Genomic DNA, 20,386 nt, shown 5'->3' on the forward strand with positions numbered 1-20,386 from the left:
CCTTTCTGGTCGGTGGGGGAGCTCAGGCCGTGAACTGCCACCAGTTCACGTTGAACAGGTAGCCGCTGCCGCCGGTGAACCGCAGGACCAGGTCCTGCGTGCCGGTCACTCCGCTGACCGGGCAGGACACCGACGTCCACGTCTGCCAGCCGCCGGTGCCGGGCACGGTGCAGCGGCCCACGACCGTGCCGGTGGCGCTGCCGAGGCGTACCTCGATCGTGCCGCCGGAGCTCGCCGAGGCGACGCGGGCGGTGAACGTCTTCGCCCCCGCCCCGAAAGCGACGTTGCGGACCTTGACGTTGTCGCCGTTCTCGATCCAGCCGATGTTCATGCCGCCTTCGGAGGCCGGCTCGGTCTCGATCCCCGAGCCCCAGTTGATCGTCTCCGCTTCCTGCCGGGTGTAGGGGTCGAGCGTGTCGGCCGGCGGCGGTCCGCCGGTCGTCATGGTGATCGTCGGGATGCTGCCGTCGGCGTTGTAGGCGAACTTCTCCACCGCCACCGAACGGGTGTAGCCGCCCCCGCCCGGCAAAGCGCCGTTGTGGTAGAAGAAGTACGAGCCGCCCTTGTAGTCGATGATCCCCGGGTGGTTGGTGAAGCTGCTGCCCTGCGTGGGCATGACGGTGCCGCGGTAGGTCCACGGCCCGGTCGGGCCGGGCGAGGTCGAGTAGGCGATGAACTCCGAGCAGCACTTGGCCGCGAAAACGTTGTAGTACGTGCCGTTGCGCTTGTAGACCCAGGGGCCTTCTTCGTACAGCGTCGGGCGGTTGCCGCCGTTCGGGCGGGTGCCGAACCCGGCCGTGGTGAGCGGGATCTGGTTGATCCCGCCCGAGTACGACGTCATGTCGGTGTTGAGCCGCACGTACGACAGGTTCGGGTTGCCCCAGTACAGGTACGCCTGGCCGTTGTCGTCGATGAAGACGGTCGGGTCGATCTCGCCGTTTTCCACCAGGGGACGGCCGATGGCGTCGCGGAACGGCCCGGTCGGGCTGTCCGCGACGCCGACCCCGATCGCCATCCGGCCGGTCGACCGGTTGACCACCGGGACGTACCAGTAGAACTTGCCGTTGCGCTCGACGGCCTGGCCGGCCCAGGCGTCCTGCTTGGCCCAGCTGAACGTCGCGAGGCTCATCGGCGAGCCGTGGTCGGTCCAGTTGACCATGTCCGCCGACGACCAGACCCGCCAGTCCTTCATGGTGAAGTAGGTCGAGCCGTCCTCGTCGTGTCCGGTGTAGAGGTAGACGCGTCCATTGTGGACGAGTGGGGCCGGGTCGGCGGTGTAGATGTGCTGCACGATCGGGTTGTCGGCGTGCGCGGTGCCGGGCAGGATCGCCGTTGCGCACAGGGCCGCGGTCATCCAGGCGAGCAGGCGCCTTCGGTGGGGCACGGTGGTCTCCGTTCGTCGGAAGGGGATCAGCTCGCCGCGCAGGTCGACGTGATGCCTTCGGCGTTGCCGGTGCCCTGGAAGCCGAACTCGGTCGTCTGCCCGGCCGCGACATTGCCGTTGTAGGAGACGTTGGACCAGGTGACGCTGCCGGTGGTGCCGCTGTTGGTGGCGCTCCAGCCGTTGGTCACGGCCGCCCCGCCGGGCAGGTTCGTCGTCACCTTCCAGCCGCTCAGGCCGCTGGACCCGGCGGTGACCTTCAGGTTGGCCACGAAGCCGCCGTTCCACTGGTTCAGCGTGACCGAGGCGGTGCAGCCGCCGGGGTTGGGCGTGGTCGGGGTCGTCGGCGTGGTCGGCGTGGTGGGAGTGGTCGGCGTCGTCGGCGTGGTCGGGGTCGTCGGGGTGGTCGGCGTGGTCGGGGTGGCGGCGTTCAGGGCGTCGAGGACGCTGTTGTAGGCGGCCTTCTTGTTGCCGTTGCCGTCGAACAGCAGCGGGTTCTCCCCGGTGCGCCAGGAGTCGGTGTCGCGGATGCCCCACGTGGTGATGCCGGCGCAGCGGGAGACGGCCATGCAGGCGCGGGTCACCGCGGCATACGCGTTGGCCTGGTTGGAGCCGGAGATGTCGAGCTCGGTGATCTGGACTTCGACGCCGAGGTCGGCGAACCGCTGCAGGTTGGCCTGGTAGTCACCGGGCGGGTTGCCGGAGAGGTGGGACTGGAAGCCGACGCAGTCGATCGGGACGCCGCGGGACTTGAAGTCGCGGACCATGTTGTAGATGCCGGTGCTCTTGGCGTTGACGCCGTCGGTGTTGTAGTCGTTGTAGCAGAGCTTCGCACCCGGGTCGGCGGCCCGCGCCGCGCGGAACGCGGCCTCGATCCAGTCGTTGCCGGTGCGCTGCAGGTTGGAGTCGCGGCGCCCGCCGCTGCCGCCGTCGGCGAACGCCTCGTTGACGACGTCCCAGGCGTAGATCTTGCCCTTGTAGTAGGTGGCGACCTGGGTGACGTGGTTCATCATCGCCTGGCGCAGGTCGGAGCCTTCCATGCGCTGCGCCCAGCCCGGTTCCTGCTGGTACCACAGCAGCGCGTGCCCGCGCACCCGCTTGCCGTTGCTCACGGCGTGGTTGAGGATCCGGTCACCGCCGCTGTAGTTGAACTGGCCGCGGTTGGGCTCGGTGGCGTCCCACTTCATCTCGTTTTCGGCGGTGACCATGTTGAACTCCCGGTTGAGGATGTTCACGTAGGTCGAGTCGCCGAGTTTCCCGGCCGCCACGGCGGCGCCGAAGTACCGGCCGCTCTGGGCCGCCGCCGCGCCGAGCGTCGAGGCCGCGCCGTCGGCGGAGTTGGCGAGCACCAGCGAAACCCCGAGCGACGTCGCCAGGAAAGCCGAAGCCAGCGCGGCGCGGGAGAATGACCGCGATGTCATCTTCATCTTCACACCTTCATTCGTATGCTGCGATTTCGCTGTCACGGGCTGGTGCACGTGGCCGCGCCGAGGCTCGCCGCGCCGGGCCCGGACACGAGGAAGCCGAAGGTCGTCGAGGCGCCGGCACCGAGCGCGCCGTTGTAGGCGACGTTCTGCACGGTCACCGAACCGGTGCCGGTCGCCGTGCCGCCCCAGATCTGGGTGATGTTCTGCCCGGCGGGCAGGGTGAACTTCGCGGTCCACCCGGTGAAGGCCGCGGTGCCGCTGTTGGTGACGGTGACCTCGCCCTGGAAGCCGCCGTTCCAGCTGCCCACCACCCGCGGGGCCGCGGTGCACGGGCCGCCCGTCGGGGGCTGGGGATCGTCGCCGCCGATGCTGCCCGGCACCGCCTTGAGCGCGTTGTACCAGGTGGTGGCCATCTTGCTGTAGCCGGCGGCGTTGGGGTGGATGCCGTCGGGCAGGTCCGCGACGGCGACCGAGGGGTACATGTCGACCAGGTGCACGCGCTTGCCGGCGGCGGCCTTGGCCCGCATGTCCGGGGCGATCGCCGCGTTGAAGGTGCGGACGGTCTGGTCGGCGAAGCTGATCGGGATGATGGTGGCGACGAAGACGTCGGTGCCCGGGACGAGGTTCGTGATCCGGTCGACCAGGGCCGACAGCCGCCGCGGCGCGCCGCCCGGGTCGCTGCCGTACATGTCGTTGGTGCCGATGTGGAGCAGGATCGTGCGGGGCCGGTAGGTGTTCAGCCAGCCGGTGACGTTCTGGTCGATCTGGGCGATGGTCCAGCCGGGGTGGCCTTCGTGGTTGCGGTCGGGCATGCTCGCCGGTCCGTCGGACAGCGAGCCGACGAAGTCGATCGAGCGCCCGTCGGCCCGCAGTTTCGCGCCGAGGTCGAGGCGGTAGCCGCCGATCGAACCGCCCTGGGTGATCGAGTCCCCGAGCGGCATGACCGGTACCGCGGCGGCGGCCTCCGCGGCCGCGGGCGCGACACCCAGTGCGACGCAGGCCGCCAGCACACCGGCGATGATCTTCGCGAGTTTCATCGGGGAATCCTTCGTCTGCCGCGGGGCGGTTCCTGCATTTCGCGCCGTATTCCGCTCGATTGGCCAGCGTATCCGCGCCCGGTATTCATGACCAAGATCCGGTGAAATTTACAGTTCTTCCGCGGTTTCGAAACTTTCGGCGCGGGGCCGGGCGCCCGCGCGGCGCCCGGCCACCGGCGCGAACTAGTTGACGCTCGCGGAGAACGAGTTGACCGCGAGGCCGACCCCGCCGCTCCACGGCTCGAACCCGGCCTGGATGCTGGTGAGGTACCAGGACCGGTCGACGCGGGTGCGGTTGTCGACGTCGTTGACGAAGTCCAGCACGTTGAACGACCAGCCCGAAAGGGTGGACTGGGCCACGTAGGACACCACGTCGTTGCCGCCGTTGTTGCCCTGCCACACTTCCCAGCCGCGCCCGCCGATGCTGGTGGTGCCGACCCGGCCGCCGACCGGCTGCACCCCGCCGGTGCGGTTGAACCAGATCATGATCTCCATCTGGTTGACCCCGTTGGTCTTCGGTGTCGGGTCCAGCCAGATGTCGTAGGAGGCGTCGAAAACGCCGCCGGCGTAGGTGTAGGAGATCGACGACGGCGCGCTGCCGATCCGGCTGAGCTGCCGGGGCAGGGGCGAGCCGGGGGAGCAGTTCGAATAGTGGCACCCGACGTAGACCGCCGGGTACGACAACGGCGCCCCGCCGCTGGTGGAGCCCTGCTGGGTCTGGATGCGGAACCCGCTGCCGGTGACGTTGATGCACTGCTGGGCGCTGCTGCCCCACCGGTTGTTCATCACGACGTACCGGCCGCCGATGGTGGTCGTGCCGTACTGGTCGCAGATCAGCGTGTCCGCGTGCGCGGCCGGGGCGACGGCGACCGGCGCCGCGAGCCCGGCCGCGGCGAGCAGCACCGCGGACAAGGCGTTCCTCAGTTTCATGGGTCTCCTCCACGTCGTTGTGGCATTTTCTGGGAGCGCTCTCAACCTGAAGTGATATCGATGTAACCACAGCGACGGGCCGGTGCAAAGAGGTTCCCGGTGATCAATTTTCGGAGTACGGGTTTCCGGTCGCGCCACGTTGGGAGCGCTCCCGGTCACGCGGCCGCGCGCAGCGTCCACCTCTGGTTCGCCTGCCCGTTGCAGGTCCACAGGATCAGCTTGGTCCCGGCGGTGGTGCCCTGCCCGGTCGCGTCGAGGCACTTGCCGGACTGCACGCCGGTGACCGAGCCGTCGGCGTTGACGTTCCACTGCTGGTTGGCCTGGCCGGAACAGGTCCAGATGATCACCGCGGTGCCGTCGGCCGTACCCTGCCCGGACGCGTCCAGGCACTTGTTCCCCGCGGTCGTCAGCTGCTTGCCGGAGGGCGTCCACGGCGCTCCGGCGCAGTCGGCCAGCTGCACCGCGGTGCCGTCGGCGGAGGACGTGACGTCGGCGCAGCGGCCCGACTGCGTGCCCACGAGCTGCCTCGCCGAGGACTGGCCGGGGGTGCCGATGCTGCCCGGGACCGACTGCAGCGCCGAGTACCAGACCGCGGCCATCTTGCCGTAGCCGGTGGCCGTGGGGTGGACGCCGTCGGTCAGGTCGGCGGTCGTCAGCGCGTCGTGCATGTTCACCAGGTGCACGTGCTTGCCGGCGTTCTGCTTGCTCTGCACCATGCCGGGGATCGTGGCGTTGAAGGTGCGCCCGGCGGCCTCCTGGCCGCTGTTGGCCATCGGGATGATCGTCGCGACGAAGACCTCCGCGTCCGGCATCGCCCCCGTGATGTGGTCGACCAGAGCGGACAGCCGGGCCGGCGCGCCCGAGACGTTGTAGTTCTGCAGGATGTCGTTGGTGCCGATGTGCAGCAGGACCGTGTGCGGGCTGCTGGTGCGCAGCCAGCCGGTGATGTTCGCGTCGATCTGGTCGATGCGCCAGCCCGGGTGGCCTTCGTGGTCGTGGTCGCCGAGGGACGCCGGCCCGTTGAACTGCGAGCCGACGAAGTCCACCTGGTAGCCACCGGCCGTGACCCGCTGCCAGAGCCCGATCCGGTACCCGCCGGGCACCTGCGTGCCTTCGGTGATGGAATCACCAAGGGGCATCACCCGGATTCCGCCGTTCGATTCGGCGGCGGCGGTTCCCGGCAGCAGGGTGCCGGCGAGGACCGCAGCGGCGGCGGCGAGCCACCCGAGCCGTGCGCGCATCTCGTCTCCTCGAGGATCGGCCGTCACACGGCGGTGATGGCCCACTGGTTGTTGGTGCTGCTGTTGGGTGTCCAGAGGCCCACGGTCGAGCCGGCGGCGGTGCTGCCCATGCCGTCGAGCGCGGTGCCGGTGGCCCGGTTGACGATCTGGTACCGGCCGTTGCCCAGGCCGGTCAGCTTCCACTGCTGGCTGGTGGCGCCGGTCCACGCCGTCTGCGCGCAGGTGGCGCCGTTGGCCGTGTTGCCCCGGCTGTCGGCGACCATCCCGTTGGTGCGGTTGACGATCCGGACGTACCCGCCGCCCGCGTCGGTCAGCTGCCACTGCAGGTTCGTGCTGCCGTCCCAGTTCCACTGCTTGAGCGGGGAGCCGGCCGCGACGCTGCCCCCGCTGTCCAGCACCAGACCGGTCGTGACGTTGGCGATCCGGGCCCAGCCGGTCGGCAGGGGACCGGAGCCGGGAGTGGGGATCTGGCCGGAGAACGTCAGCTTCACCACGTACGCCGGCGCGTCGAAGGGCGGGTTGGCCGAGGGGAGCTGGACCCGCAGCGCGGAGGCGTCCTGCACCGGAGCGGGCAGGGTGGTGGCGGTGCCGGCGTCCGGGCCGAGCAGCTGGGCCGACACCAGGTTGCCCAGGTTGATCCGGCTCGAACTCAGCGTCGTGATGGGGAAGGTGCTCCCGGGCCAGCCCAGCACGGTCGCGTACAGCACCGTGTTGTCCTTGCTGCGGGTGAACCGGACGTCGGTCCTCGTCCCTTCCACCGGGGTGGTGAACGAGCCGCCGCCCATCTTCGTCGGCCCCTCGCCGTAGACCGCCCACGCGCGGGTGCCGTAGACGGATTCGCCGAACCGCTTGAGGTAGTTGCCGATGCCGAGCAGGATCGTGCGCTGCCCGGACGGGATGGTGCCGTCCGCCATCGGCGCGATGTTCAGCAGCATGGTGCCGTTCTTGCTGACCCGGTCGAGCAGCGAGTGCAGGATGGCCTTCATCGAGTAGTAGCCGATGCCGTTCGTGTAGCACCAGCTGGAGCTGGAGATGCTGTCGTCGGTCATCCAGTACGGACTCAGGAGATCACCGGGTCCGCCGCGTTCGAAGTCGAAGACCTCCCCGCGGTTGTTGAACCCGTCCTTGTAGGTGGCGACGACGTCCTTGTTCCAGGCCACTGCCTGGTTGTAGTAGCGCGAGAGGAAGTTCAGCCGCTGCGCCTCGGCTACCTGGGTCAGGTTGAAGTCCTGGTAGACGAGGTCGGGCTGGTAGCCGTCGACGACCTCGCGGAGCTTGTCGAACCAGAGCTGGTTCTCCGCCTGCGTGCCGTTCTGGCCGAACAGCCGGCGCAGCGACTCGGTGGACTGGTTCGGCACGTGGTCGTAGTAACCGGTGAAGTGGTACGCGTGGTGCAGTGCCGCGAGCAGCTTGAGGCCCTTCGCGCGGATGGCGTCCGCGTGCAGCCGCAGCAGGTCCAGCTTGGGCCCGGTCCTGACCGAGTTCCACTCGTTGGCCGTGCTGTTCCACATCGAATAACCGTCGTGGTGCTCGGCGACCGGGCCGGCGAACTTCGCGCCGGCGTCGGCGAAGAGCTGGGCCCACTCGGCCGGGTCGAAGTTCCCGCCCGCCGACTTGAGCTTCGGCGCGAACTGCACCCAGTTGCCCGCCTTGTCGCGGGCGCCGTTGATGAAGTTCTGGTACGGCCACGCCGACGGGTCGCCGAACACCTGCTTGTGGTGGTTGTTCTCGGTGGACCCGGCGATGTACATGTTCCGCGGGTACCACTCGTTGCCGAACGCGGGCACGCTGAACACGCCCCAGTGGTAGTAGATGCCGAACTTGGCGTCCTGGAACCACTCCGGCGCGGGCGGGTGCTGGTCCACCGACGCCCAGCTCGGCGTGTAGCTGCTGGGTCCTTCGGTGGCCCACCCGGGCCGGATGCGGACCACGCCGGCGGCCGCGGCGGCCCCGGCCACCACGATCAGCCGGCGCCGCGACAGCTCGAACGAAGACATGAGGGGCCTTTCAGCTCAGTGACCACTTCTGGTTGTTCGCGGCAGTGCAGGTGGCCAGCTGGATCGCGGTGCCGTTCGCGGTCCCGGAGCCGGTCACGTCGAGGCAGAGGCCGGATTGGACACCGGTGACGGTCCCGTTCGTGTTGAACGTCCACTGCTGGTTGTTCTGCCCGTTGCAGTTCCAGATGATGACCTTGGTGCCGGGGGTGGTGCCCCGGCCGGTGGCGTCCAGGCACCGCGTTCCGTTGTAGACGGTCAGCTCGCCGCTGCCGCCGCGGGTCCACGTCTGGTTGCTGCCGCCGTTGCAGTCCCAGATCTGGACCGCGGTGCCGGGCGTGGTGCTGACGCCGTTGACGTCGAGGCACTTGTTCGCGCCGACGGCGTGCACCGCGCCGGTGTTCGTCGGGCCGCCCCCGCTGCCGTAGCCGGCGGCGATGACGCTGGCCTGCACCGCGTTCTCCGTGGCGTCCGTCGGGAATCCGCTGGTCACCGCGCCTTCGAAGAACTCGCCGACACCGGAGTTGCTGTTGTCGCCGCCGGTGCCCAGCAGGATCGAAGGCTCCAGCTTCATGGGCGAGTAGCCGCGCGGCAGCCCGCCGGAGTACGGCGTGGTGAGGCCGCCGGTGGTGGCGTCGCCGTACTTCAGGGTGAAGTTGCTGGTGCCGTTGTTCTTCTCCCACGCGCTGACGAACGGGTGGTGCACGCCGGGGTTGTTCGGGTCCTTGTTGGACCCGGTTCCGGTGTGGTACATGCCGTTCTCGAGGTCGGCCTCCACCCACGGGCCGGTGCCGGTGCAGCCGTTGAACCAGCAGGCGGTGCCCCAGTAGATGGCGTTCATGGTGGCGTTGCCGGTGTCGTTGTGGGAGATCTCGCCGCTGCCGTAGTCGAAGCAGCACCACTGGTTGACGTAGTTCGACGAGGTGATCATGTAGATCCCCTCGGGCTGCGCCCCGACCGGCACGTTCTTGGCGTTGTCGACGCGGTAGCCGACGCCCTGGGTGACCTTGATCCCGTACACCGGGTGCCCGCCCACGGTCACCGGCAGCGCCATCGCGTCCGCGCCGATGTCCGACCCGTTCGGGCCGGGGCCCTTCCAGAACCCGCCCCACGAGATCGGCAGGTCGTTGTGGTTCGCCGTCTGATCGTAGATCTTCGTGACCGTGCACTTGGTGCCGGCGCAGAAGGAGACCTGCGGGGCCGAGTCGGCGACCCCGCCGGCGGCCAGCAGGCCGACGTCGAGGTACCTCTGGTCCGAGGCCCGCTGGATCTGGTACAGCGGGCCGTTGTACGCCCCGAAGAGGGCGCGGGTGGTGCTGTGCGCGGTGACGCACGGCGTGCCGCCGGCGGCGTAGAGGTCGCACGCTTCCTGCGTGGCGGCCTGGGCGGCGGCGCCCGTCGCGGCCACCGCGCCGGTGGCCAGGACGACGGCCGTCACGGCGGCCTGGACGGTTCTGAGCAGCTTGCGGGAGACCATGGCCGAACTCCTCTGTTCGTCAGCCGAGAGTCCACTTCTGGTTGGCCGCGCCGGTGCAGGTGGCCAGCTGGGTCGGGGTGCCGTTCGCGGTCGAGGACCCGGTCACCTCGACGCACAGTCCGGATTGGACACCGGTGATGCTGCCGTCGGCGTTGACCTGCCACCGCTGGTTGCCCTGGCCGTTGCAGTTCCAGGTCACGAGCTTGGTGCCCGGGGTGGTGCCCTGGCCGGTGGCGTCCAGGCACCGGGTGCTGTCGCCGCTGTAGACGGTCAGCTCGCCCGCGGTGGTCCGGGCCCAGGACTGGTTGGTGCCGCCGTTGCAGTCCCAGATCTGGACCGCGGCGCCCGGCGTGGTGGAGACGCCGTTGACGTCCAGGCACTTGCCGAGGGCGCGGACCGCGCCGGTGGCCGGGGTGCTCCCGCCGGTGCCCGCGGCGGCGATCACCTGCTGGGCGCCCGACGGCCAGTTCGTGCCGCTGACCTGGACGTTTCCAGTGAGCACGTTGTTGTGCGGCGGGCCCGTGGCCACCTGGGTCGCGCCGCCGTTGTACCAGTTGCCGCTGAAGGTGCTGTCGTTGGTGTTGTTGCTGCCGTTGGCGTTGGTGAAGGCCCAGACCCCGGAGTCCTGGATCACGTTCGCCGAGACGCTCACGTACCGGGAGCCTTCGTCGAGGTACAGGCCCACCGTGCGGTTGTTGTCGAAGATGTGGTTGTGGTCGATCGAGCTGCCCGGGTTGGCCGACAGGTTGTAGATGCTGCCGCCGTCGTGCATCAGCTTCTTCGTGCCGTGCACCCGGTTGTAGCTGACGACGGTGTCCCGCAGCGTGGTCGGCGTCGAGTAGACGGGCTGGTAGTCGTACAGGCCGCGGTTGCGGTAGTCCTGGCTGCCGCCCTGGTCGTTGGCGCCCCAGCCCCAGCCGACGTCGATGCCGTCGTAGGTCAGGTTCGAGACGTCGTTGTGCGTGATGACCGTGTGCGTCGCGTAGGTCGAGAGGATGCCGGCCATCTCGCGGTAGTCGAGGGCGACCCGGCTCACCGTGTTGTACGAGATGGTGACGTCCTTGTTCGTCATCGCGGGGTTCGACGGGTGGTGGGCGTCGGGGCGCACGCCGCCGACGATGATGCCGCCGCCGGAGTTTTCGGTGAAGGTGTTGTGGTCCACGGTGATCGACGACGCGCCCAGGCCGACGCCGGAGGCGTGGGCGTTCGCGTCGTTGCCGATGCCCAGTGCCACCTGGCCGAGGTGGGTGAAGGTGTTGCCGCTGAAGGTGATCCCGGTGGCGGCCGAGACCTGGACGGCCGCGGGGGCCTGCGCCCAGGTGTTGCGGGCGCCCTCGAACTGGCGGCAGCCGGACTGGCAGGAGGTGAGGAAGTCGCCCGGCATCGGCGCCGCGGCCGGGAGGAACGTGCCGGTCTGCTGGTTGGCGTACCCGACCGAGGTGCTGGGCGTCAGCCAGGTGGTGTGCTCGAAGTTCAGGCCCTTGAAGGCGAGGCCGCGCACCGGGTTGTCGAGGGTGCCGCCGATCTGCAGCAGCGACTGCAGCCGCGGGAGCTCGACGTCGTGGCTGCCGGGGACCCAGCCGCCGGGCGCCTTGTAGTAGAGCTTCCCGGCCTGCGGGTCGAGGTACCACTGGCCGGTGTTCTTCAGGAAGGAATAGGAGTTCTCGAGGAACAGCTGACCGCCGCCGAACGGCTTCGCGAGGGTGTCGTAGCCCCAGTTGTTGTTGTTCCAGGCGGGCTGCTGCATGACGATCGAGGTGCCGCTGATGCGGTCGACGGGGGAGTAGCGGTCGGTGAACGAGTTCTGGCTCTCCACCTCGATCCGGTTCTGCTGCGGCAGCGTGGCCAGGTAGTTCAGCGCCGGGTTGGTGATGGTCATGCCGCTGGTGGTGAACTGCACGTCGTTGCGGGAGATCGCGATCCCCGCGCGCGGGGCGAGCGCGCCGTCGACGAACAGCTGCCGGGAGTCGGCACCCTGGGGCACCGACGCCACCCAGATGTTCTGGCCGGCGTCCTGCACCGACCAGCCGGTGACCTGGGTGCCGCCGGAGAGGACCGGCTTCTGGCCGGGCGCGGCCTGCCAGGTGACGGTGTGGCCGTTCTGCCCCGAGTCGGCGCTGGTGAGCCGCAGCGGGGCGGCGAGCCGGTAGGTGCCGCCGGCGAACTGCACGACGACGTCGTTGGCCGCCGACTGCGCGCGGGCCAGCTCCTGGGCCTTCGCCGGGGTGGCGACCGGCTGGGCCGGCGTGCCGGGGTTCGTGTCGCTGCCGTCCGGGGCGACGGCGATGGTGACGGTCGCGGCGTGGGCGGCCGGGGTGGCGACCGCGGTCACCACGAATGCGGTGACGAGCGCGGCGGCGATGCGCGGCGGCATGGGCGTGCACCTCTCCGGGACGGGGTGGCGCCAACCGTCCACTGTGTACTGGAACTGGGGCCCGGCCGGCCGGGCGCGGGGCCGGGCCGGCCTCCGGCCGGCGACGGGCCGGGTAGGATGTGTACGACTCATCCGACGCGGCGAGGGGCCGGCGGCTTTCGAAACTTTCGAGGCTGCTCGAGGGGTTTTCCGTTGTGGTGTCGGTGATCCATGAGAGCAGCGCGCCTGCCCGGCGTCAAGCGAGGAGCAGGCTCATTGCTCCGTCCTGACCTGGTGGCGGCCGCCTGCGATGTAACTTTCAGGCCGCTCCGGCCGAGATTGACCGGATGGCGGGTCAAGGAGGTAAGGTGCTGACCGGAGTTGCTGAGTCATACTCATTACGTGACCCGTGACGAGGAAGTAGCACCGCCTGTCCCGTACCGCCCCGGCTACGAAGTGGTGGCGGAGCAGATCCTGCGGCTGATCGCCGAACTGGAACTGCGGCCCGGCGACCGGATGCCGACCGAGAACGAGCTGGCGGCGCGGATGGGAACCAGCCGGACCATGGTGCGGGAGGCCGTCAAGATCCTCTCGGCCATCGGCCGGGTGCGAGCGCACAAAGGACGTGGGCTGTATGTCTCCGACGACGAGGGCATGCTGGGCGGGCACCGGTGGGGCGGGTTCTTCCTGCCCGCCGATCTCGACCACGTCTACATGCTCTTCGAGTTCCGCCGGATCCAGGAGACGGCGGCCAGCCGGCTGGCCGCGGCCAACGCCACCCCCGCCGAGCTGCGCGCGATCGAGGCCGCCGCCGAAACCTGCCGGCACGGCCACCTGACCGGGCAGACCTCGCTGTTCGACCGGGGCGACGACGACTTCCACGCCGGGATCGCCGCCGCCTCGCACAACCAGTTCCTCGTCGCGGCCATCGGCGAGGCCCGCCGCCTGCAGCGCCAGTCGAACATCATCGGGATGTCCGGCGCGATCGGCGGGCACGCGGTGGGCGCGATCGAGGAGCACGCCGCGATCTTCCGGGCGATCCGGGACGGCGACCCGGACGCGGCGGCCCACGCCGCCGGCGTCCACCTGGACAACACCCTGGAGGACTACCGCCGGGAGATCCAGCGCCGGCTCTTCGGCCGGTGACCGCATTCGCCAGACGTTCCATTGTGGACCCTTACGCTCCCGGGAGCACCCCCGGCCCGGGAGGACGACGACGTCCGTAGACAGTGCTGTTTACAAGCAGAGGGAGCCGTTGTGATGCTGAAGAGATCCCTGTTCGCCTCCGCCGTGATCGGAGCCGTGCTCGCGCTGGGGGTGAGCGGCACCGCGCAGGCCGCCCCCGCTGCCGCGGACGCACCGGCCGTCGCGGCCGCCGGCACCGCGGGGTGCGGGAAGGCGCCCGGGCTGGCCAGCGGCAACCACACGATCTCCAGCGGCGGCCAGAACCGCAGCTACATCCTGCGGGTGCCGGCGAACTACGACAACAACCACCAGTACCGGTTGTTCGTCGGCCTCCACTGGCGGGGCGGGACGATGAACGACGTCGACTCGGGCGGGAGCGACGGCTACAACTGGTCCTACTACGGGCTCCGCCGGCTGGCCGACAGCTCCGGCAACAACACGATCTTCGTGGCGCCGCAGGGCAACGGCAACGGCTGGGCCAACCCGAACGGCCAGGACGTCACCTTCATCGACGACCTGCTGAAGCAGGTCGAGGCCGCGCTGTGCGTCGACACCACGCAGGTGTTCGCCGGCGGCTTCAGCTACGGCGGCGCGATGAGCTACGCCCTCGCCTGCGCCCGCCCGACCGTGTTCCGCGCGGTCGCCGTCTACTCCGGAGCGAACCTCAGCGGCTGCAACGGCGGCACCCAGCCCGTCGCCTACATCGGCATGCACGGCATCGCCGACAACGTCCTGCCCATCTCCTCCGGGCGGCAGCTGCGCGACCAGTTCGTGCGGAACAACGGCTGCACCCCGCAGAACCCGCCGGAGCCGGCCAGCGGCAGCCGGACCCACATCGTCACCGCCTACTCGGGCTGCCGGGCCGGGTACCCGGTCGTCTGGGGCGCCTTCGACGGCGGGCACGACCCGGGCCCGAAGGACGGCGGCGGCAGCGGCTGGCAGACCTGGACCTCGGGCGAGGTCTGGAAGTTCATCACGCAGTTCGGCACCACCACCCCGCCGACGCCGCCGGTCCAGACCGGCGTGAACTACAAGCTGACCGCCCAGCACAGCAACAAGCTCGTCGGGATCACCGGCGCCTCGACGGCGGCCGGCGCGCTCATCGAGCAGGAGTCGGCCAACGGCGGGCTCAGCCAGCAGTTCGACTTCGTCGACTCCGGTGACGGCTACTACCGGGTCCGGGCCCGCCACAGCGGACTGGTGCTGCAGGCGGCGAACGCCAACAGCGGCGCGGACATCAGCCAGCAGGCCGACACCAACGCCACGGCGCAGCAGTGGCGGGTCGTCGACCAGGGCAGCGGCGCGGTGAGCCTGGTCAACCGGTTGAGCGGCCTGGCACTGGACGTCTGGGGCGTTTCCACCGCCGACGGCGCGCGGATCTCCCAGTGGACGTTCACCGGGAATCCCAACCAGCGGTTCCAGCTCCAGCGTGCCTGAGCCCGTGTCCGTGGTCGAATCGCCGGGGTTCCGGCCCACCCTGGCCGACGTCGCGCGGGCGGCCGGGGTGTCGATCGCCACGGCTTCCCGCGTGCTCAACGGGTTTCCGCGGGTGAGCCCGGAACGCCGCAAGCAGGTGGAATCGGCGATGCTGGCGCTGGGTTACGCCCGGCAGCGGGCCGCGAAAGCCAGCAGCGCCCGGCACACCGGCTCGATCGCACTGGTGGTCTGCGAGGAAGTACCGCGGTTGTTCACCGACCCGTACTTCCCGCGGATCGCCGCCGGGGTCGGCCGGGAGCTGGCCGCGGTGGGTGTGCAGCTCGTGCTGCTCACGGTGCCGGCCACCGACGACTACCAGTCGCCGGTGGTCCGGTACCTCGACGGCGGGCACGTCGACGGCGCCCTCGTCGTCGGCATGCACGGCCGCCGCCCGCTCGACCTCGACTGGCTCGGCATCCCGGTGGTGTTCGGCGGGCGCCCGGGCCAGGCGGGGCGGACGGGCCGGCTGCCGTACGTGGACGTCGACAACCAGGCCGGCGCGCGGCTGGCGACCCAGCGGCTGCTCGACGGCGGCCGCCGGGTCGTGGCGACCGTCGCCGGGCCGCAGGACATGACCGCGGGGGTGGACCGGCTGCTCGGGTACCGCCAGGCGATGACCCGGGTCGGCCGGTACGACGAGACCCTCGTGGTGTGCGGCGACTTCGGGCAGGCGTCCGGCGAGTACGCGACGGCGCGGCTGCTGAGCCGGCGCCCGGACGTCGACGGGATCTTCGCCGCCTCCGACATGATGGCGGTCGGGGCGTTGCGCGCGCTTCGCCGCGCGGGCCGGAAGGTCCCCGAAGACGTCGCTCTCGTCGGGTTCGACGACCTGCCGATCAGCTGCTGGACCGACCCGCCGCTCACCACGGTGCGCCAGCCGGTCGAGGAGATGGGCGCGCGGATGACCGCCGAGCTGCTGGCGATGATCGACGGCGCGGCCCCGCGCCGGAGCACGGTGCTCGACACCGAACTGGTGCCGCGCAAGTCAGCTTAATGCCGGTGTCCACAATGGACTAGGAGGAATCGTGCGCGTGTTCGTGGTGGTGGCCGCGATGCTGGCGGCGGCGGTGGCCGGGGCCGTCCCGGCTTCGGCGGCCGCCGGGCCGCTGGTGAGTGCGGCGTCGGGGCGGTGCCTGAACGTCAAGGGCGGCACCGACGCGCCGGGAACGGCGTTGGAGATCCAGGACTGCGGCGGCCAGGCCGGGCAGGCGTACGAATTCACCACGGCGGGTGAGCTGCGCACGCTGAACGGCACCCGGTGCGTGGACGCCTACGGCGGGCGGACCGCGCCCGGGACGGCCGTGATCATCTGGTCGTGCAACGGCCAGGCGAACCAGCAGTGGCGGCAGAACGCCGACGGGACGATCACCGGTGTCCAATCGGGACTGTGCCTGGACGTGACCGGCGCCGGCACGGCCAACGGCACCGCGGTCGTGCTGTGGACCTGCCACGGCCAGAGCAACCAGCAGTGGAGCACCGGGAGCACCCCGCCCCCGCCGACCGGGACGGCGCCGTGCGACATCTACGCCTCCAGTGGCACGCCGTGCGTCGCCGCGCACAGCACGGCCCGGGCGCTCTACGGGAACTACGCCGGCAACCTGTACCAGGTCCGGCGCTCGTCCGACAACACGACCCGGAACATCGGCCTCCGCGCGGCGGGCGGCACCGTCGACGCGGCCGCCCAGGATTCCTTCTGCGCGGGCACGAACTGCGTCATCACGGTGGTCTACGACCAGTCCGGGCGCGGGAACGACCTGTGGTACCAGGGATCCACGGTGGTCCCGGGGTCCAGCCAGAGCAGCCCGGCGAAGGCCACGTCGGAGTCGCTCACGGTCGGTGGCTCGAAGGCGTATTCGCTGTACATCAACCCCGGCAACAGCTATTGGCGGGACGGGCACCTGACCGGGGTCCCGACCGGCAGTGCGCCCGAGGGCATGTACATGGTGACCAGCGGGACGCACGTCAACAGCGGCTGCTGCTTCGACTACGGCAACAGCGAGACGACGAGGAAGGCCGACGCCGCCGGCGCGATGGACGCGATCAACTTCGGGACGCAGTGCTGGTTCGGCGGGTGCCAGGGTTCGGGCCCGTGGGTGCAGGCCGACCTCGAGTGGGGGCTGTACCCGGGCGGCAGCCAGCAGTGGAACCCGAACCAGCGGGCGCTGCCGAGCAAGTTCGTCACGGCGATGCTGAAGAACAACGGCACGTCCCGGTTCGCGCTCAAGGGCAGCAACGCCCAGTCGGGCACCCTCACGACCATGTGGGACGGCGGCCTCCCCGGCGGCTACAGCCCGATGAAGAAGCAGGGCGCGATCATCCTGGGCAGCGGCGGTGACTGCTGCAAACCCGGCGGCGGGGCGAACCTGAGCGCGGGGACGTTCTACGAGGGGGCGATGGTCGCGGGCTACCCGTCGGACGCGACGGAGAACGCGGTCCAGGCGAACGTGGTCGCCGCCGGCTACCGCTGAGCCGCCGGGGCGGACGGGAGGGGCTTTCCCCGCGGGTGCCGCGGGGAAAGCCCCTTTTCGATGACTTCACCACCAGCGGTGCCCTCAGCGAACCGGTTCGCCTCCATTCGGCCGATTGTCGGTGGATTGCTTGCGGCGTACGTTCCTTGTTGGTCGAACCGGTTCGATGAGACCGTCGACCTCCGCACGTCCACCGCCAAAGGAGCCGTCTGTGGACACCTCGCGTCAGCGGCCACGCGTCCGCCGTGGCCTGGCCGCCCTCCTGATCACCGGAGCACTCACCGGTGCCTCCGCCGTCGCCCTTTCCGCACCGGCCCGGGCCGCGGACGAGTCGGTCTCGGTCGACTTCTCCGCCGCCGGCGGCTCGCCCACGTACCGGGCGTCCGGGTGGATCTACGGTATGACCGAGAACGCCTCGAACCCGCCCGACCACTTCTTCCGGGACGTGAACTTCCAGGCGATGCGGGCCGGCGGCGCGCAGCTGGACAGCCCCGGCGGCTGGGTGTCGGGCAAGTACGACCGGCGGTGGACCGCCACCCGCGCCCAGCTCCTGCGCACCCGGTCGCTCGGCGGCCAGTTCGTGCTGCTGGTGCACGACCTCTGGGGCGCGGACGGCTACCCGATCTCCCGGTTCCCCGGCGACAACGGCGACTGGTCGGACTACGACGCCTTCCTCACCCGGCTGATCAACGACGTGCGGGCGACGGGCGCCCCGGTGGAATGGGACATCTGGAACGAGCCCAACATCTCGATCTTCTGGAACCGCTCGCAGAGCCAGTACTTCGCCATGTGGCAGCGGGCGTACCAGCGCATCCGGGCGGCCTTCCCGGCGCACGCGATCGTCGGCCCGAGCCTGGCCGGGGTGCCCTCCACCGGCACCAGCTGGTGGACCCAGTACCTCGACTTCGTCCGCGGCTCGAGCACGGTCCCGGACATCGTGAGCTGGCACTCGCTGCCGGGCGACCCGGTGGCGAACGTCGCCGCGGCCGACGCGTCACTCGGCTCGCGCGGCATCCCGCACCCGCGGCCCTACCAGATCAACGAATACGGCGCGTCGAACGAGCAGAACCCCGGTGACGGCGCCTGGTACATCGCCCGGCTCGAGCGGGCCGGCGCCGACGGGCTGCGCGCGAACTGGGCCAGCGGCGGGAACCTGCACAACGACCTGGCGAACCTGCTGGTCCGCAACTCCGCCGGCCGGTACCTGCCCAAGGGGGAGTGGTGGGCCTACCGCTTCTACGGCTCGCAGACCGGCCAGCTCGTGAGCACGAAGCCCAGCCAGGCGTACGACCCCTTCGCCACGAAGGCGGCCGGGGTGGCGAAGGTCCTCGTCGGCGGCGGGAGCACGACCGGGAACGTCGCCGTCGCCCTGCAGCGGCTGGACACCACCTCCGGGATCGTCCAGAACAACCAGGTGCGGGTCGTCGTCCAGCAGATCCCCGCCAACGGCGGGGCCGCGGTCCAGAGCCCGGTGACCATCCGGGACTCGCTGGTGGCCGTCTCCGGCAACGCCGCGACCGTCACCGTCCCGCACGGCAGCGTCGACGACGCGCTGAGCATCACCCTGCTGCCGCCCTCGGACAGCAGCTTCACGACCGTCGCCGTCGCCCAGCATTCCCAGCAGTGCCTGGACAACACCGACCTCGGCACCGCCGACGGCAACCGGCAGCAGCAGGACTTCTGCGAGGGCGGCGCCCAGCAGCAGTGGAGCTTCCGGCCGGTGGCCGGCGTCGCGGGCACGTACACGGTGGTCAACCAGCAGAGCGGCAAGTGCCTCGAGGTGGCCGGTGCCTCGGCCGACGACGGGGCCGCCGTCCAGCAGCGCACCTGCACCGACGGCGCCACGAACCAGCAGTTCTCGCCGCGCCGGGTGACCTACGGCGGCAACGACGCCCACGACTACCAGCTCGTCGCCCGGCACAGCGGCAAGTGCGTCGACGTCAGCGGGGTTTCCACGGCCGCCCGCGGCGTGGTGATCCAGTGGACGTGCAAGCCGGTCGGCCAGAACAGCCCCCTCAACCAGACCTGGCGGCTGTGGGGCCGGGGACCGGCCTGACGCCGGCGGCCCGGCGCTCAGGCGCCGGGCCGGTTGCCGGTGGGGATGGTGATGGGTGTGCTCGTCGGTGACGTGCCCTTGTTGAGGAACAGCATGGCGAGCGCGCGGATGAACTGGTCGAAGAGGGAGAAGCCGGCCGGGGCGATGGGCAGCAGCCCTTCCCGGAAGGCGATGTACGCGGGCCACCCGGTGCGGATCAGGGTGGCCGCCGCGTAGTCGCGCGGCAGGCCGAGCCAGTCGCCGACTTCGTTGCTGAGCACGTACCGCACGAACTCGTTCAGGAAGCCGCGGGTGACGCCGAGGTCGATCTGCGCGGTCAGCCCGAGCAGGTCCGCGGCCAGCTCCTTGCCTTCGGGTGTCGGGGCGAGCAGCGGGGTGAGCACCTGGGCCGACTGCGCGTCCGCCGCGGCCCACGTCTGCGGGATGAACTCGTCCCGGACGCCGAGCAGGTGGATGGCGACCTGCCACTGGTGCAGGAAGGCGGCCTCGTCCGCGGCCGACATCGGGACGTGCCACTCGCGCAGCTTGCGGTGCACGAAGGTGCCGAGGCTGTGGAAGGTGACCAGGATGTCGCCGTTGCTGATCGGGATCCGCTCGTCGGCGACGGCCCGCCAGTGCGGTGACTGCGGCAGCAGGTGGCGCACGGCGGCGTGCACCAGCCGGGTCTTGTTGGCCGTGACGACGAACTGGCCGGCGGGCTCCAACGCGCCGGCTTCGCTGAGGTCGTAGCCGAAGGTGAACGTCTTCGCCGCGCGGTCCTGCATGTTCGCGCCGCCCGCGGACCAGTAGACCGACCGGGCCTCGCGCGGGATGACCGTGCTCATGATGCCGCTGCCCAGGCCGTAGAGCAGGAACAGGTAGGTGTCCTTGCGCCGGTTGAAGTCGGCGGCGCGGCGCAGCTTGGCGGGATCGGCCCAGGACGGCAGCCCGTTGACCCGCTGCAGCCAGGTGGTGAGGTCGGCGGGCAGGCCGGCGGGCAGCGGGTCGTCGTTGTCCACCCACGACCGCAGGGCGGTGTTGACCGCCGGCACCCGGCCGCTGTCGACGAGCCCGGCCATCAGTCCGTCGACTTCGTCGTCCCAGACCCACCAGGGGTCGGCGCCCGCGGCGGCCCAGGCCGGGACGGCGCTCGCCGCGCTCACCAGCCCCAGCGCGACACCGAGGGAGAGAACGTTCCTCCTGCTGAGATTGCTCATTTACTTACCTAGCTTCCTTGGTAGGCAGTAGCCGTTCAGGCTGAGTATGAGCGGTGCTTGGGGAGAGATTCCTCATTAACATAGAAGCTCACTCGCGGGTCGGCAAGACCCGGCGTGCCTGTGGTTGACTGACACGCATGGCCCCGCGCACCTCTCCCCGGCGGC

Annotated in this window: 14 protein-coding genes; 5 read left to right on the plus strand and 9 right to left on the minus strand. The window is 70.4% G+C overall.

The window, feature by feature from the left end; all coding sequences use genetic code 11:
• Positions 1-22: 22 nt before the first annotated feature.
• The 8 genes from ACWED2_RS22465 to ACWED2_RS22500 form a co-directional block, all read right to left on the minus strand.
• Complete coding sequence (locus ACWED2_RS22465) at positions 23-1,384, minus strand: glycoside hydrolase family 43 protein (RefSeq protein WP_449692435.1); 1,362 nt, start codon at positions 1,382-1,384, stop codon at positions 23-25.
• Between the two features lie 26 nt (positions 1,385-1,410).
• Positions 1,411-2,808: an endo-1,4-beta-xylanase gene (locus tag ACWED2_RS22470; protein ID WP_449692436.1), complete on the minus strand. Its 1,398-nt coding sequence runs from the start codon at positions 2,806-2,808 to the stop codon at positions 1,411-1,413.
• 35 nt (positions 2,809-2,843) lie between these two features.
• A complete protein-coding gene (locus ACWED2_RS22475) occupies positions 2,844-3,845 on the minus strand; it encodes a cellulose binding domain-containing protein (RefSeq protein ID WP_449692437.1) in 1,002 nt (333 codons plus the stop codon).
• 183 nt (positions 3,846-4,028) lie between these two features.
• Positions 4,029-4,775, minus strand: coding sequence for a GH12 family glycosyl hydrolase domain-containing protein (locus tag ACWED2_RS22480; protein ID WP_449692438.1), 747 nt, complete (start codon positions 4,773-4,775; stop codon positions 4,029-4,031).
• 155 nt (positions 4,776-4,930) lie between these two features.
• The gene (locus tag ACWED2_RS22485; RefSeq protein WP_449692439.1) at positions 4,931-6,016 is read right to left on the minus strand and encodes a ricin-type beta-trefoil lectin domain protein; all 1,086 of its coding nucleotides are present in this window, start codon (positions 6,014-6,016) and stop codon (positions 4,931-4,933) included.
• Between the two features lie 23 nt (positions 6,017-6,039).
• Positions 6,040-8,013, minus strand: coding sequence for an alpha-L-fucosidase (locus ACWED2_RS22490; protein ID WP_449692440.1), 1,974 nt, complete (start codon positions 8,011-8,013; stop codon positions 6,040-6,042).
• A 10-nt stretch (positions 8,014-8,023) separates the two neighbouring features.
• Positions 8,024-9,487, minus strand: a complete 1,464-nt coding sequence (locus ACWED2_RS22495) for an arabinofuranosidase catalytic domain-containing protein (RefSeq protein WP_449692441.1) — start codon at positions 9,485-9,487, stop codon at positions 8,024-8,026.
• Between the two features lie 19 nt (positions 9,488-9,506).
• Positions 9,507-11,861, minus strand: coding sequence for a ricin-type beta-trefoil lectin domain protein (locus tag ACWED2_RS22500; RefSeq protein WP_449692442.1), 2,355 nt, complete (start codon positions 11,859-11,861; stop codon positions 9,507-9,509).
• Between the two features lie 381 nt (positions 11,862-12,242).
• Between ACWED2_RS22500 and ACWED2_RS22505 the strand changes: the two genes are divergently transcribed.
• From ACWED2_RS22505 to ACWED2_RS22525, 5 genes are all read left to right on the plus strand, one after another.
• Complete coding sequence (locus ACWED2_RS22505; protein WP_449692443.1) at positions 12,243-12,986, plus strand: FadR/GntR family transcriptional regulator; 744 nt, start codon at positions 12,243-12,245, stop codon at positions 12,984-12,986.
• A gap of 114 nt (positions 12,987-13,100) precedes the next feature.
• Positions 13,101-14,462: an RICIN domain-containing protein gene (locus tag ACWED2_RS22510; RefSeq protein WP_449692444.1), complete on the plus strand. Its 1,362-nt coding sequence runs from the start codon at positions 13,101-13,103 to the stop codon at positions 14,460-14,462.
• Positions 14,463-14,466: 4 nt separating this feature from the next.
• Positions 14,467-15,495, plus strand: a complete 1,029-nt coding sequence (locus ACWED2_RS22515) for a LacI family DNA-binding transcriptional regulator (RefSeq protein WP_449692445.1) — start codon at positions 14,467-14,469, stop codon at positions 15,493-15,495.
• Positions 15,496-15,526: 31 nt separating this feature from the next.
• The gene (locus ACWED2_RS22520; RefSeq protein ID WP_449692446.1) at positions 15,527-16,969 is read left to right on the plus strand and encodes an arabinofuranosidase catalytic domain-containing protein; all 1,443 of its coding nucleotides are present in this window, start codon (positions 15,527-15,529) and stop codon (positions 16,967-16,969) included.
• Between the two features lie 211 nt (positions 16,970-17,180).
• Positions 17,181-19,025, plus strand: coding sequence for an RICIN domain-containing protein (locus ACWED2_RS22525; RefSeq protein WP_449692447.1), 1,845 nt, complete (start codon positions 17,181-17,183; stop codon positions 19,023-19,025).
• Positions 19,026-19,042: 17 nt separating this feature from the next.
• Here the strand turns inward: ACWED2_RS22525 and ACWED2_RS22530 are convergent, their stop codons facing one another.
• Positions 19,043-20,221, minus strand: a complete 1,179-nt coding sequence (locus tag ACWED2_RS22530) for an oxygenase MpaB family protein (RefSeq protein WP_449692448.1) — start codon at positions 20,219-20,221, stop codon at positions 19,043-19,045.
• Positions 20,222-20,386: the final 165 nt, after the last annotated feature.

It is taken from the genome of Amycolatopsis sp. NPDC005003, assembly GCF_053600695.1.